11 protein-coding genes are annotated in these 13,976 nt (G+C 69.7%); 9 read left to right on the top strand and 2 right to left on the bottom strand.

The features are described 5' to 3' along the window. Positions 1-4 precede the first annotated feature (4 nt). The 5 genes from ACFZB9_RS22715 (at position 5) to ACFZB9_RS22695 (ending at position 5,344) form a co-directional block, all read left to right on the top strand. Positions 5-583, top strand: coding sequence for a TetR/AcrR family transcriptional regulator (locus ACFZB9_RS22715; RefSeq protein ID WP_391449798.1), 579 nt, complete (start codon positions 5-7; stop codon positions 581-583). A gap of 570 nt (positions 584-1,153) precedes the next feature. Further along, the gene (locus ACFZB9_RS22710) at positions 1,154-1,972 is read left to right on the top strand and encodes a peptidase S1 (protein WP_391449796.1); all 819 of its coding nucleotides are present in this window, start codon (positions 1,154-1,156) and stop codon (positions 1,970-1,972) included. A gap of 291 nt (positions 1,973-2,263) precedes the next feature. After that, a complete protein-coding gene (locus ACFZB9_RS22705; RefSeq protein WP_391449794.1) occupies positions 2,264-3,109 on the top strand; it encodes a hypothetical protein in 846 nt (281 codons plus the stop codon). A gap of 395 nt (positions 3,110-3,504) precedes the next feature. Beyond that, positions 3,505-4,308, top strand: a complete 804-nt coding sequence (locus ACFZB9_RS22700) for an alpha/beta hydrolase (protein WP_391449792.1) — start codon at positions 3,505-3,507, stop codon at positions 4,306-4,308. 241 nt (positions 4,309-4,549) lie between these two features. Then, positions 4,550-5,344, top strand: a complete 795-nt coding sequence (locus ACFZB9_RS22695; RefSeq protein ID WP_391449790.1) for an alpha/beta fold hydrolase — start codon at positions 4,550-4,552, stop codon at positions 5,342-5,344. Here the strand turns inward: ACFZB9_RS22695 and ACFZB9_RS22690 are convergent. Next, on the bottom strand, positions 5,310-6,323 hold the full coding sequence (locus ACFZB9_RS22690; protein WP_391449788.1) for a LysR family transcriptional regulator: 1,014 nt from the start codon (positions 6,321-6,323) through the stop codon (positions 5,310-5,312). The genes ACFZB9_RS22695 and ACFZB9_RS22690 overlap by 35 nt on opposite strands. A gap of 141 nt (positions 6,324-6,464) precedes the next feature. Here ACFZB9_RS22690 and ACFZB9_RS22685 point away from each other — a divergent pair, with 141 nt between their 5' ends. The 3 genes from ACFZB9_RS22685 to ACFZB9_RS22675 all read left to right on the top strand — a co-directional run bounded on the left by ACFZB9_RS22685 (position 6,465) and on the right by ACFZB9_RS22675 (position 10,359). Continuing rightward, positions 6,465-8,267 carry an acyclic terpene utilization AtuA family protein gene (locus tag ACFZB9_RS22685; RefSeq protein WP_391449786.1) on the top strand — a complete coding sequence of 601 codons (1,803 nt, stop codon included), beginning with the start codon at positions 6,465-6,467 and terminating at the stop codon, positions 8,265-8,267. Further along, positions 8,254-9,735 (top strand): CoA transferase, encoded by a 1,482-nt coding sequence (locus ACFZB9_RS22680; protein ID WP_391449784.1) that lies wholly within the window; start codon positions 8,254-8,256, stop codon positions 9,733-9,735. Before ACFZB9_RS22685 ends, ACFZB9_RS22680 begins: the two co-directional genes overlap by 14 nt. Positions 9,736-9,951: 216 nt before the next feature. Then, positions 9,952-10,359 carry a DUF2690 domain-containing protein gene (locus tag ACFZB9_RS22675; RefSeq protein ID WP_391449782.1) on the top strand — a complete coding sequence of 136 codons (408 nt, stop codon included), beginning with the start codon at positions 9,952-9,954 and terminating at the stop codon, positions 10,357-10,359. A 795-nt stretch (positions 10,360-11,154) separates the two neighbouring features. Here ACFZB9_RS22675 and ACFZB9_RS22670 read toward each other — a convergent pair. Further along, on the bottom strand, positions 11,155-13,182 hold the full coding sequence (locus tag ACFZB9_RS22670) for a HelD family protein (protein ID WP_391449968.1): 2,028 nt from the start codon (positions 13,180-13,182) through the stop codon (positions 11,155-11,157). A 433-nt stretch (positions 13,183-13,615) separates the two neighbouring features. On the opposite strand from ACFZB9_RS22670, the gene ACFZB9_RS22665 reads away from it, so the two are divergent. Beyond that, positions 13,616-13,756, top strand: a complete 141-nt coding sequence (locus tag ACFZB9_RS22665) for a hypothetical protein (protein WP_391449780.1) — start codon at positions 13,616-13,618, stop codon at positions 13,754-13,756. The last annotated feature ends 220 nt before the right edge of the window (positions 13,757-13,976 follow it).

Raw genomic sequence — 13,976 nt, 5'->3', positions numbered from 1 at the left:
CCCTATGACGACTCCCCTACGCAAGGACGCGGCCCGCAACTGGGACCGGATCGTCGCCGTCGCCCGTGCCCTGGTCGACCAGGGCACACCCCTGCAGCTGAACGACGTCGCCGGCCGCGCCGGACTCGGAGTCGGCACCGTCTACCGGCACTTCGCCACCCCCGAGGCACTCCTGGAGACCATCGCCACTCCCTGCCTGGAAGCCCTGGCCGCCCACGGGCAGCAGGCGCTGGCCGACACCGACCCCTGGCGCGCACTCGAAGGCTTCCTGTTCCGCACCGTCGAAGCACAGGTCACCGACGCGTCATTGGCCCCGGTCGCCGCCGCAGCCACCGACACCCTGCCGCGCACCACGGAACTCAAAACGGCGCTTCGGTCGGCCGGCACCGCACTCCTCGACCGGGCTCGCGACACCGGGGCGGTTCGACCGGACCTGGCCGCCACCGACCTCGTCCCGCTCATGTGCGGCATCGCCTACGCCGTCAACGTCCACGGCGGCACACCCACCGACCGGATCGACACCGCACACCGCTACCTGGCCACGCTCCTCGAAGGACTGCACTCCACACCACAGCACGCGTGAGGCCATCGCCCGCCCGCCAGATGTCCTCGCGGCCCAGCGCCGCGAGCGAGCCCGCATCCGCAGCGAGAAGGGCCTGCGCCGGGGCGGACGACCGGCGAAGATCGCGTGAGCCTACCCATGGGCGGCCTGGCCTCGTACGTGTGGAGCCATCTGCAGGTGCTGCGGCACTGCGGCATCCTCGATCGGATCTCCGGCAGGCGTACCTGGGCGAATGGCTCAACTACGCCAGGGATCACTCTGGCGCAGGCCGGGGGTGCTGCGCTGAGATGGTCAGTGCCCGGACCAACAACGCCGTCCGCCGGTCGCGCTCAGCCAATCCCTCGGGGGCCCGATGAGAGACGCGTCCTGCCCGCGGCTGCGGTGACCACCGTACGCCGCACCGCACCGCACCACGTCACGCCCGTCACCGAGTCGTGCGGGCCCCTCGACCCTGTCGGTGATCCCGGCACGTGCCCCGGTCAGGGGACTTGCGGGCATGGCCGTCCCCGGCGAACGGCGCCGAACGACGCCGTGCCTCCGGCACACCCGGGCACGGCCGATCAGTCACACCGACCCCTGGAGAGTGGTTCCATGTTCCGACGCACGCGGCACGTCCTCGGCCTCACGGCCGTCCTGGCAGGCACGCTCGCCGTCGCCGCGCAGCCCGCCCTCGCCGCGCAGCCCATCCAGCCCGCGCAGCCCGTCCGGGCCGCCCAACCGGCCCCGTCGATGACCATCGGCGGTGGCGACGGGATCCTGGTCCAGGTGCACAATCCGACCGACCCGAACACCCTGCACTACGAGATCTGCACCCTGACCGCCGTCGGGTACGACGCGGCGGGGAACCTGGTGGGCCTGACCAATGCCCACTGCTTCATCGACCCGGCGGGCAACAAGCTGGTGGGCGACAAGGTCTACAAGACCACCGCGCCGAGCGGCCAGGGCCTCAGCGCGGCTCCGCTCCCGACAGCCCAGCAGGTGGTCCACGACGCGGCGGCCGGGGCGGTCGGCACCTCCACCTACGTCAGCACGCCGAACAACCTGGCCTCCGGCGGACCGGCCGGCCTGGACTACGCGGTGATCCAGCTCGACCCGACCAAGGTCGCCCCCACGAACACCGTCGGCGGTGTGACGATCACCTCGATCGGGGACATCCCGCCGGTCGGGACCCGGATCTGCAAGCAGGGCTGGCGCACCGGCCTGACCTGCGGTGTCCTGACGGGCAGTGACCCGATCTGGTTCACCAGCCTGATCTGGACCTGGGGCGGCGACTCCGGCTCCCCCACCGTGGCGGGCAACACCCTGATCGGCAACGCGTGGGGCGCCTTCCACCACACCCGGATCACGAGCATCCTGGCCGACCTGAACGCACGCGGCGGCGTCGGCGCCGGTTTCCACCTCGCGCCCTGAACCCCGCTCCCCCGCCTCCTCTGCCCCACCGCACAGCGGTGGGGCAGAGCGCTGCCACGAGGAACGCGCGGAGGGAGTCAGCCATCCGGGCAGCCCGGGAGCACCTGGACCACCGATACGCGGGACGGTTGGTGGTGTCCGGGATCGAGGAGCACGAACTCGACGGAGCGCCGTCGGTGAGCCTGGCCACGGCTCTCAGGAGTGCGGGATCGTAGCCGCGAACCAAAGGCTGACAACATGATTTCAACATCAGTGGCGTAACCGCTGACCATCTCGCTCGTTCACCGGAGCATGGCCAATCATCTGCGCATCATCACCGCCTTTGCTCTCACCGGGACTCTCACCCTGGCCGCAGCCGGCACCGCCGATGCCGCCCCGTCGAAAACGGAGAGCACCTGCGCCGAGAAGTACTTCGACGGCAGCTCCGGAAAGTGGACGCGAGGGGATCTGTGTCTTCGGGAGAACGGGCACGACATGTGGATCACATTGCGGGGAGAGTGCAAACCGGGTGCGCTCTCCGCGTACCGGGCCTGTACGTCCAGGTCGGTTCACTACGCCCTCAAGAAAGATGGCGACGAGATCGGGCATTTCAGCCTCGGCGAGCGCCTTCAATACCCCGGCCCCGGCAAGTACGAGGTGTCGGCAGACGTCTATCTCGACGGATCCTGGTACGAGTCGGGGGAAGGCCGGTACGGCGTGCACACCTCTGGACCGATGAGCCTGGAAGCACCCTTTACAACGCCCACCGATCCTGAGCGGCTACGGGCGAACATCAGCGATCCCAAGGTCTACCGGGACGCCAACGGCCGGGAGCGCGCCACATACACGCTGACGATCACCAATGACTACCCGACGGACAGGACCGCGGGAATCATGCTTGCCAGGAGCTACTATTCTCTCGGCATTGATTCCCCGAGCGGGGGGTGCACTGAAATTCCAGGAAACAAGATCAGCGACATGTACTGCCGCTTGGGGAGCATCCCACAAGGATCTTCTCGGAGCATTACCGTCAGCACGGGAAAGGGGCCCTTCACCTGCGATTCCGCCCCCTTTTCCTGGAGCGGCTATCTTCAGGACAGCCAAAGCCACATCGCGAAAGATGTGACCGGCCCCACGCCCTGGTGCCCCAAGCCCTAGCCCAGGCGGAACATTCCGGATCATTCATTCGTCATAGCATTTGAGGCAGACGTCCCGGCCGCCTTTCAGGTGGCCGGGACAGGTATTTTGGGCCACGCACAGGCCTCGCGCGGCGCGGCGGCCAGTCGCGGGGAAATAGCGTGCTCGGCCAGTGGAGCAGGTCTCAACGAAGCGCCCCGCACGCCCTGCGCACAGAAGAGCCTCATCGCCGCGGCCAGGATGCGCTCCTGCGGCGGACTCGAATCATTCGTCGTCATGACTTGACGCTGACAGAAGGAGCGTTCTACCTTTGAGAGGAGAGAGAACGGTCCTTCTGCTCTGCTGGCGCCGCTTCCACGGATACCGCCCGCAGGCAGCCCGACCGTGCCCCGAACCCACCAAGGAGCCACCCCGCCATGCCCGCCAACCGCACCCCCGTCATGTTCATCCACGGCCTGTGGCTCCACTCGGCGAGCTGGCGGCCGTGGGCCGACCGGTTCCGCGACGCCGGCTACGAGCCGATCCTGCCCGAGTGGCCGGGCGTGCCCGCCACCGTCGCCGAGGCCCGCAGGAACCCCGACCGGCAGGGCGGCGTCGGCCTCGCCGAGATCTCCGCCCACCACGCCCGGATCATCCGCGACCTGGACACCCCGCCCATCCTGATCGGCCACTCCGTGGGCGGCTTCATCGCCCAGCACCTCCTGGGCCAGAACCTGGCACGCGCGGCCGTCGCCATCTGCCCCGGCCAGATCAAGGGCGTCAAGGCCGTCGGACCCGCCCAGGCCAAATCCGCCTTCGCGTTCCTGCGCAACCCCGCCAACACCAAGCGCGCCGTCTCGCTCGACCCCGCCCAGTTCCGCTACGCCTTCGCCAACGCCGTCGAACAGCAGGAATCCGACGAGCTGTTCCAGGAATGGACCATTCCCAGCCCCGCCCGCCCCCTCTTCCAGCTCGCCCTGAGCAACTTCGCCCCCCACTCACCCGCCAAGGTCGACACCGCCAACCGCACCCGCGGCCCCCTGCTGCTGCTCTCCGGCAAGCTCGACCACACCGTCCCCGACGTCCTCACCCGCTCCACCCACAAGCAGTACCGCAACTCCCCGGCCACCACCGACTACCACCGCTTCGACGACCGCGGCCACTCCCTCACCGTCGACCACGGCTGGCGCGAACTCGCCGACCACTCCCTCACCTGGCTCGACAAGGCCGACCTCGGCTGAGCACTTTCCACCCCGACACCGCGAGCCCCGACGGCGGCTTCGGCATCGAGGTGACGCTGCGCGACCCGCGGCAACATCCCGCTCACCCTGATCGTCGAGTAGCCCCCTTCCGCGGCTGGACGGTGCACGCCGCGCCGCGCACCAAGCGCTCGCTGCCCCACACCCGGCCGCCTTCCCGGCCGGGCCCTCTCAACCCCTAGGAAAAAACATCATGCGTCATCGTCATGTCCGCGTGCGTACCGTGAGCCTCGCAGCAGTCGGGGCAGCACTCCTGGGCGCCTCACTGACCCCGGTGGCATCGGCCCACTCCGCCCCGGCCAAGGCCAAGCCGACCGTCGTGCTGGAGCACGGCGCGTTCGCGGACGCCTCCGGCTGGAACGGCGTGGCCCAGCGCCTGCAACACGACGGCTACACCGTCATCGCCCCCGCCAACCCGCTGCGCGGACTGCCCGAGGACTCCGCCTACCTCACCAGCGTCCTCAAGGGCATCCAAGGGCCGATCGTGCTCGTCGGCCACTCCTACGGTGGCGCCGTCATCACCCAGGCCGCCGCCGGCAACCCCCAGATCAAGGCCCTCGTCTACATCGCCGCGCTGATGCCCGACAAGGGAGAGGTCCTCGGCGCACTGACCGCCAGGTCCACCCAGGCCCAGCTCCAGCCCGCCCTCAAGCCCCTCCCGTACGCCAACGCCGACGGCACCGGCGGAACCGACCTGTACATCGACCCCGCCCGTTTCCACGACGTCTTCGCAGCCGACGTACCCACCTCCCAGACCAACCTCATGGCGGCCGAGCAACGGCCCGTCACCGCCGCCACCTTCGCCTCCACCGCCACCGCCGCCGCCTGGCACACCATCCCTTCATGGGCCATGATCGCCACCCAGGACAAGACCCTGGGCGCCGACGTCGAACGCTTCGAGGCCGAGCGCGCCGGATCCCACACGGTCGAGGTCAACAGCTCACACGTCGCGATGATCTCCCACCCCGCAGCCGTCACCCACCTCATCGAGGACGCCGCCAACTCCACCTCCCACTAACCTCAAGCATTGTGGAGGTGAGGTCGCGCGGGACCGTCCGCGGCACCGGTGGGGGTGTGGGCGGCGGGTAAGCCTTTGGTGAGGGTAGGCCTTTGGTGAGGGTGGCGGCGAGGCCGGCGAGCATCTGGCCGGGCTCGGGCCGGTCCTGGTGCCAGGCGGCGACGGTGGTGAGGGTGAGATCGCTGCCTTCGATGCCGAGGGTCACGACGGGCTCGCCGGTGAAGGCCTTGCCCGTGGTGCCGCTGCCCAGGGCGATGAGGGTGAACGCCTGTCCTGCGGCGACCAGGTGGGCCAGGCCGGCGAAGTTGTGTCCTTCGAGTCCGATGCGTTTGCGGACCGCGACCCGGTTCAGGACCTCGTCCAGTCGGTGGTAGATCTCCGGTGCGGCGTCATAGCCGATCGAGGCGAACGGCAGGTGGGCGAGTTCTTCCAGCCGGACCGCTGTGCGTTCGTCGAAGCCGGTTCCCCGTCCCACGACCACGGCCACCGGGACCGTCTCCAGGTCGAGGGTGCGGATACCGGGGCCGGTGACGGGACCGTGGAGGAAACCCATGTCGATCTCGCCGCTGAGCAGCGACCGCACCAGGGGCTCGGTACTGGCGGGGTGCAGCCGTACGGGGAGGTCTGGGTGCCGGCCGGCGAGGGTGCCCAGGAAGCGGGTGCGCAGTTCGGTGGAGACGTCGGGTGCGATGCCGATGACGGCGGTGCGCGGATGGGCGCGGGCCGCCGTGTGGACCAGGCCGGGGATGGCCTCGAACTGTCTGATCACGTCGCGGGCCGCCGGCAGCAGCGCCTCGCCGGCGGGGGTGAGTTCGACCTTGTGGTGGGTGCGGACGAACAGGGGGGTGGTGAGTTCGCGTTCCAGGTCCTTGATGCGCTGGCTGAGCGGGGAGGTGGCCATGTGCAGGCGTGCGGCGGCGCGGGTGAAGTTCAGTTCCTCGGCGACGGCCACGAAGTACCGCAGGTGCAGCATGTCCATCTGCCTCAACATACGCCCATCTCACAACTCCCGTGTGACCGCTGTGGTCATGTGCGTGTGCGGGCATTGGTCGTGGCCGGCGGGGACGGTCGCCTCCTAACGTCGAACGGGAAGAGCCCACCCCACAGGAAGGTGTTGACCATGAGCGGTCGACCCCCCGTTCGCATCGCCAACTTCTCCGGCTACCTCGGAGACCGGTACACCGCCATCGACGAGGCCGTGGCCGGTGACCCGGTCGACGTGCTGGTCGGTGACTACCTCGCGGAGATCACCCTCGCCGGTCTGTCGGCGCGCTGTCAGGAGGATCCGGCGCGGGGCTACGTCGAGTACTTCCTCGACCAGTTGCGGCCCCACCTGGCCACGCTGGCCCAGCGGCGGGTCAAGGTGGTGACCAACGCGGGCGGATTCAAGCCCGCCGCCCTGGCCCAGGCCGTGCGCGCACTGGCCGCCGAGGCGGGCCTCGACGTCTCGGTAGCCCACGTCGAGGGCGACAACCTGCTGTCCCGCCTGCCCGAACTGGCGGCGGCGGGGCATCGGTTGGAGCACCTCGACAGCGGTCGCCCGCTGTCCTCGTGGGGTGCGGCGCCGGTAGCAGCCAACGCCTACCTCGGCGGGTGGGGCATCGCGCGGGCGCTGGCCGAGGGCGCGGACATCGTCGTGTGCGGCCGGGTCACCGATGCCTCCCTGGTCCTGGGCCCGGCGGCGTGGTGGCACGGGTGGAGTAGCACGGACTGGGACCGGCTGGCCGGTGCGGTCGTCGCCGGGCACATCATCGAATGCGGCCCGCAAGCCGTCGGCGGCAACTTCTCCGGCTTCACCGGCATCCCGGGCATGCTCGCCCCCGGCTTCCCGATCGCCGAGATCGCCGAAGACGGCACCAGCGTGATCACCAAGCACCGGCGCGACGGCGGGGCGGTCACCGTCGACACCGTCACCGCCCAACTCGTCTACGAGATCCAGGGGCCGCGCTACCTCAACCCCGACGTCACCGTCCACCTGGAGGACGTACGCCTCGCCCCGGTGGGTCCCGACCAGGTCCGCGTCTCCGGGGCCGCAGGATCGCCCCCGCCGCCGACCACCAAGGTCGCGCTCTTCGCACCCATCGGCCACACGGTCGTCAACACCCTCTACGTGACCGCGCCCCAGGTCGAGGAGAAGGTGGACCTGCTGCGCGCCCAACTCGGCAACGACCTGCCCCCAGGCGTGGACGAGCTGGACATCACCAGGATCGGGACCGCCGCCACCGACCCCGAGACCCAGTGGGACGCGACCGTGGCGCTGCGGGTCATGGCCACCGCCCGCAAGCCCGAACCGCTGGAGCGCCTCGACCTGGCACGCCGGCTGGGCAGCCTGTACCTGCAGAGCATCCCGGGCTTCTTCCTCGACGGCCAGGCCCTCGCCCAGGTCAGCCCGCAACCCAGGATCGACTACTGGCCCGCACTGCTGGACCTGACCGCCGTGGCCCACCGGGTGGTCCTCGCGGACGCCCGAACCATCGACATCGCACCGCCCGAGCAGACCGCGACGGCACATCAGCCCACCCACCCCGAGCCCGAGCCCGAGGACGCGGCACCGGCCACCCGGGTGCGCCGGGTGCCACTGGGCACGGTCGCCTACGCCCGCAGCGGCGACAAGGGCGGCAACAGCAACGTAGGGATCTGGGCCCGCGACCGAGCCGCGTGGCCGTGGCTGCGCCAGGCCCTGACCACGGCCGAACTGCGGCGGCTCATGCCGGAAGCCAGGGGCCTCGACGTGGTCCGCCACGAGTTCGAGCACTTGCACGCGGTGCACTTCGTCCTGCGCGGGCTGCTGGGCACCGGCGGGTCGTCCAACCTGCGGGTCGACCAGGTCGGCAAGGCGGTCGGCGAATACCTGCGCGCCAAGCACGTCCTGGTCCCCGAGACGCTGCTGACCGACGCGGAGCACCCCCATGACGCTCACTGACCGGCTCACCCAAGCGGTCGCCAACCCGCTGACCCACGACGCCTTCGACCCGTACGCCCACCTCGCCGAGGTCCTGGCCGGAATCGGCATGAGCCCCGCCGACACCGGCGGCAGCATCGTCTTCCACGGTGCCGACCCGGTGGTGCCGAGCACCCTGCGCCTGGGTGCCGCCTCCGCCATCGCCCTGGCCGCCAAGTCCGCCGCCATCGCGAAACTCTGGCGACTGCGCGGCGGATCCGGACAGGACATCGCGGTGGACCTTCGGGTGACCCCGCACCGGCTCTGCCCCTTCTACGACCGCACGTGGGAACTGCTGAACGGCCATCCACCCACCGCCTCGTCAAACCCCTCCCAGGCCCTGGGCTTCCGTTTCTACCGCACGGCGGACGACCGCTGGGTCATGCCCCTCAACCCCTACCCCAAAATCAAGATCGCCGCCCAGCGGCTGCTCGACGTCCCCGACGACCCGCAGCGGGTGGCCACCGCCATCGCCCGCCGCGACGCCCGCGAACTGGAGGAAGCCGCCGCAGCAGCCGGGGTGGTCCTGCCGATGCTGCGCACCACCGACGAACTGCTCACCGAGGCGCACTACCGCGAAGTCCTCGCCGACCTGCCCCTGATCGAGATCACCAAGATCGCCGACAGCGAGCCCGAACCGCTGCCCGGCGGCGCCGACCAACCCCTGTCCCGCATACGCGCCCTCGGCATGGGCCACGTGATCGCCGGCGCCGGCCTCGGCCGAGCCCTCGCCCTGCACGGCGCCGACGTCCTCAACCTCTGGCGCCCCGACGAGTTCGAACACGACCTCACCTACGCCAGCGCCAACGTCGGTGTCCGCTCGGCCACCGTGGACCCCTACCAGGCCGAAGGCGCCCGACAGATCACCGAACTGCTCACCACGGCAGACGTCTTCTACGCCAACCGCAGGCCCGGATACCTGGCACGGATCGGCCTCTCAGCGGAAGAGACCGCGCACCTGCGCCCCGGCATCATCCACGCCACCGCCTCACTCAACGGCGAACAGGGCCCCTGGGCAGACCGCGTGGGCTTCGACCAGAGCGCCGGAAGCCTGACCGGCATGATGCTCCTCGAAGGCGGCGGCCAACACCCCGCACTGCCACCGATCCTGGTGGTCAACGACTACATCGTCTCCTGGCTCCTGGCCGCCGGCGTCACCGAGGCCCTCACCCGCCGCGCCACCCACGGCGGCAGCTACCGGGTCCACGTCTCACTGACCCGCGCCGCCCTGTGGATCCTCGCCATGGGCGTCTTCGACCACACCTACGCCCACGAAACCGCCGGACACGGCGAACAGCACGCCTACCTGCCCCCGCAGACCTTCACCGCCGACACCCCACTGGGCCGCTACCAAGGCGTCACCGACCAAGTCACCATGAACCGGACACCCGGCCGGTACCGCACCATCCTCGTACCCCGCAGCTCCTGCCGCCCGCAATGGGAACACTGACACCCCGACACCAGGCCCCGCCCCGCCCCGGAGAGCCAATCCGGGGCGGGGACTGCGCCTGGTCCTCCGATCGGGTTGTCCGGACTGTGTTGTCCGGGGCGGGTCCGCCGACCCCGGACAACGCCCGGACGGCTAGACCTGACGTCAACGCATCGCCGGGTGACCGGTCCAGGAGGGCGGGGAGCACGGAAGAGCGTTCGACTCCGGAGGGAAGACATGATCACGAAGCGGATTCGCCACACGGCGGTTCTCGCGCCGCTCGTCGGGCTCCTGCTGGCGCTGGGCCCGGCGGTGTCCGCGCATGCGGCCACCAGCACCACCACCGCGCCGGCGGCCAGTTGTGCCAGCGATCCCAAGCAGAACGCGGAGACCCTCTTCTCGGTGTGGCAGGGCAACGTCGACATCATGCTTCGCTACAGCCCCACCTGCCGCACCGCGTGGGCGGCCCGGGGTGGTGACGGTGCGCCCGGTGACGAGATCTGGGTCTGGAACGAGAACACCGGCGCCACCCAGTCTGCCTGGTACCCGGCGTGGTCCACGGGTGTCGTCGATGACGCGGGCACCCAGTCCCACGCGTGCTACGAGGGGCCCGGGGTGCCCAAGTTCTGTACCCCGTTCGCCTAGAAGTGCCCTGCCCTGTGCCCCTCGGACCGCGGTTCCGGTCCGAGGGGCACAGCTCTCCGCCTCCTGCCGACCAGGTTCAGGAGCATGGGCGGACTGTAGGGGAGCTCGGGAGCACAGCGCTGCCACTGCTGGGAGGTGAGCGTGTTCCTGGTGGTGGCGCAGATGCGCCGGTGGCCCGGCGGGCGTCGAGTGTCCACACGCGCACGGTCCGGTCGTCGCCGGCGCTGGCCAGGGTGTGGCCCGCCAACTCGGCGATGAGCGCCCCGAGTCGACGCCGCGAGAGGCCCGTGCGGATACGACGCGAAAGAGCCGTACGGGCCAGGGTAGATGCCACCATCTCCCCAACTCGTACGGCTCACTTTGCGTTTCGGCCCGAGCATTCCGGTGACATCGACTGAGCGCGCGCCATCGAGGTTTGAGCGATTCACTCTTCAGCGCACCTCCGGAAAGCCCCCAGCTGCTCACCTCCTCATGCTGGTGTCAAACAGCAGCTGAGACAGGGTGTGACAGGGAGTCCACCTCGGAAGCGCTGTCCGTCACGGATGAGGGCCCACAGGACGTTGACGCGTCGTCGGGCCAGGGCGAGGACGGCCTGGGTGGGTCGCATGCCTTCGGCGCGCTTGCGTTCGTAGAAGCGGCGGGATTCCTGGTAGCTGCCGGATGCTTCCATGCCGTCGGCGACGTCGACCGCCCAGAGCACGTCCTCGTCCAGCGGCGCGGGCCGGTGTCCGTACCGCTGGCCGGTGTCTGTACCGCGCCGGGTGCGCCCGCGGCGGCGACGCGGGCGCCGAGTCGTCAGGCGGGCTGGACGGTGATGGTGCACAGGCGCTTGGTGGCCCGGGTCAGGGCTACGTACAAGTCCCTTTCCCCACCGGGGCGGGCCGTGATGATTTCCTCGGGGTTCATGACGACGACCCCGTCGAATTCCAGGCCGCGTGCTTCGGACGCCGGCACGATGCGTGCATGGTGAGCGATGCCCTGGGCCGTCAGCTCGCTCACCCTGGTGTCCGCGCAGATCACTCCCAGAAGCTCGCCCGGGTGCGCGGTGCTCTGGGCGCGGAGTTCCTGAAAGACGGCGGTGACCAACCCGTCCGGAGGTGTGGTCACGGCGCGAGGGCTCTCACCGCTTCGCAGTGACCGTGTGGGCTTCTGGTCCGGAGCGATCCGCGTGAGCAGGTCCCGCACGCTCTCCAGGATCTCCTGCGTGGTGCGGTAGCTGACGGTCAGGTTGTGCAGTTTGAACCGGGGTCCGACGTGAGGGCTCAGTGCTTCCTTCCAGTCGCGTGCTGTCGCGACCGGGCCTGCCTGGGCGAAGTCACCCACCAGCGTCATCGCCCTTGCCGGGCAGCGGCGGACGATCATCCGCCACTGCATGGCGGTCAGTTCCTGCGCCTCGTCGACGACGACGTGCCCGTACGTCCGCTCAGGGGGGCCGTCGACCAGGCTCGCCGCCTCGTCCAGCAGCGGCACATCGGCATCGGTCCACGGGTCGTCCGGACCGCGCAGCAGAAGGGACCGCTCCTGCGCGGTCAGGCGGGGCAGGCGCTCGGCGAGAGCGCCGGCGTTCGTCAGGAGCGCCTTCACGAGGTCACCGGGTACCAGCCGCGGCCACAACTCCTCGACCGCTCGGTCGACGCCGGCGTCGTCGAGGAGATCGGCTCGGATGGCGTCCAGGTCCAGCTCGTGGACCGGACCCGAGTCGGCCGCACCTTCGGCACGGCGCTGGGCGGCTCCCGTGAACCGGTCGAGGTCCATGCCCGTCATCCTGGTGGCATCGGCGTCGATCTGCTCCAGGAGGTCGCCCATGTCCCGTTGCATCGCGTCGGTGACGGCGTCGACCAAGAGCTCCCTGAACACCTGGCGCGCGGGGTTGTGCGCCGGTGCGGCTGCCACGGCGGCGGCGCGTGCCGTGGCGACTTCCTCGCCGGACAGGTGAACCAGTTCCCGTCCGACCCGCACGGTGAAGTCACCGGCGGGGGCTTGGTGGACGCGCAGCAGGCCGGCCAGGGCGTCGGCGAGGTCGGAGCTGCCCTTGAGACGCGCCGTATCGAACGGGTCCACCGTGTCCGTGGACACTCCGGCCAGTTCCCGGCAGGTCGCCAGGACGACGTCGTTCTCTCCCAGCGAGGGAAGCACCTGGGAGATGTAGTCGAGGAACCGGGCGTTCGGGCCCACCACCAGGACACCCTCCTCCGCGGCGCGCGGGAACGCGTACAGGACGTAGGCCGCCCGGTGCAGGGCGACCACCGTCTTGCCGGTGCCGGGCCCGCCCTGCACCACGGTCACCCCGCGGTGGGCGGAGCGGACGATCTCGTCCTGCTCGGCCTGCAGCGTCGCGACGGCCGCGTGCATCCTGCCCGTACGCCGTGCCGACAGAGCCTCGGTCAACGGGCCGTCCCCCACGACGTCCTCGTCGGTCGGGGCGGTCCCGTCCAGCAGTTCGTCGCTCACCGCGATGACCGTGCGCTCCTCGAGGCGCAGGTGCCGGCGCCGCCGCAGGTCCATCGGGTGGACCGGTGTCGCCTCGTAGAAGGGCCGCGCCGCGTTCGCGCGCCAGTCCACGAGCAGAGGCAGGTCATCCTCCTCCCTGTGCAGTCCGATCCGCCCGATGCGCAGGGCCGTGCCATCCGTCCAGTCGATGCGCCCGAAGACCAGCCCCTTTTCGGCTCCCTCCAGCCGGCCGATTTCCTTGGCCAGACGCTCGGCGGCGATTTCTCTCTCGTATGCCTCACCGGCGCTTTCCGCCGGGGCCTTCAGCACGCTCGCTCGGAGTACTCGCGCCTCGGAAAGCCGCTCGGTGAGCAACTCGTACAAGGAGGACACATAATCCCGCTCCGATTCAACCGCACGCACAGCGGGATCATTCATTTTCGACAACAGGGGGCTCCTTCGATTCGAGCCACACCATACGGTCAAAGCTCCCTGAAGATAAGTCTTGACTTACTTGGTGAAGCTATGGCCCTACGACTGCATCCATGAAGGCTGACCGTACGGCGCATCATGCATTCCGCCGTTCCGTATATCGCCACTTGCGCTCCCGATGCCTGCCTGCCTGCCTGCCTGCCTCATGGACGATCCCGCCGTTGGATACCTGCGATGTCTTGCCGCGCTCGGGAAAAGGGGGAGGATCCGGCGAGGCGACCGGCGCCATCGAGCTCACTGCCAGGGGGCATCTGGTCGCTTCGTCCGGCGACCCGGCCGAGGAGACGAGCAGAGAGTGGGTTAAGCCCTCGACCGGTCCACCACTGCCCGACCCGTGCCGACGGCCCCGTCTCAGGACCGCAGCCTGGCGATCAACCGGCTCCGCGCGGCCGGCCACACCGACGTGGTCGCCGCCATCCGCGAGATGTCCTACCACTCTTTCACCCGGCCATTGGGCATCCTGCGCATCGGCTGACCAGCAGCGATCCATAGCGACCCTGACCATTGCAACAGCCCTGGATAAAGATCCGGTTCCGACCCGACCTGCTCAACGGCTACCTCACCGAGACCGGGCCGGCGATCAAACCTCCGACTTTACGAGTCCAACCGGTTCCGGTCAGTGAAACTCCCGCGCGAACCCTTGGTCGTACAGGTCTTGACAGTCAACACCTTCTGGCCAAAGCTGGTGTTCTCTT

It is taken from the genome of Kitasatospora sp. NPDC008050 (assembly GCF_042957465.1).
In the GTDB taxonomy this organism is placed as follows: Bacteria; Actinomycetota; Actinomycetes; order Streptomycetales; family Streptomycetaceae; genus Kitasatospora.
This window is presented reverse-complemented; position numbering and strand designations above follow the sequence as displayed.

Excerpts from the sequence above, each read along its gene's own strand:
- ACFZB9_RS22715 (WP_391449798.1), top strand. The coding sequence starts at position 5 with ATGACGACTCCCCTACGCAAGGACGCGGCCCGCAACTGGGACCGGATC.
- ACFZB9_RS22710 (WP_391449796.1), top strand. The coding sequence starts at position 1,154 with ATGTTCCGACGCACGCGGCACGTCCTCGGCCTCACGGCCGTCCTGGCA.
- ACFZB9_RS22705 (WP_391449794.1), top strand. The coding sequence starts at position 2,264 with ATGGCCAATCATCTGCGCATCATCACCGCCTTTGCTCTCACCGGGACT.
- ACFZB9_RS22700 (WP_391449792.1), top strand. The coding sequence starts at position 3,505 with ATGCCCGCCAACCGCACCCCCGTCATGTTCATCCACGGCCTGTGGCTC.
- ACFZB9_RS22690 (WP_391449788.1), bottom strand. The coding sequence starts at position 6,323 with ATGGACATGCTGCACCTGCGGTACTTCGTGGCCGTCGCCGAGGAACTG.
- ACFZB9_RS22685 (WP_391449786.1), top strand. The coding sequence starts at position 6,465 with ATGAGCGGTCGACCCCCCGTTCGCATCGCCAACTTCTCCGGCTACCTC.
- ACFZB9_RS22680 (WP_391449784.1), top strand. The coding sequence starts at position 8,254 with ATGACGCTCACTGACCGGCTCACCCAAGCGGTCGCCAACCCGCTGACC.
- ACFZB9_RS22675 (WP_391449782.1), top strand. The coding sequence starts at position 9,952 with ATGATCACGAAGCGGATTCGCCACACGGCGGTTCTCGCGCCGCTCGTC.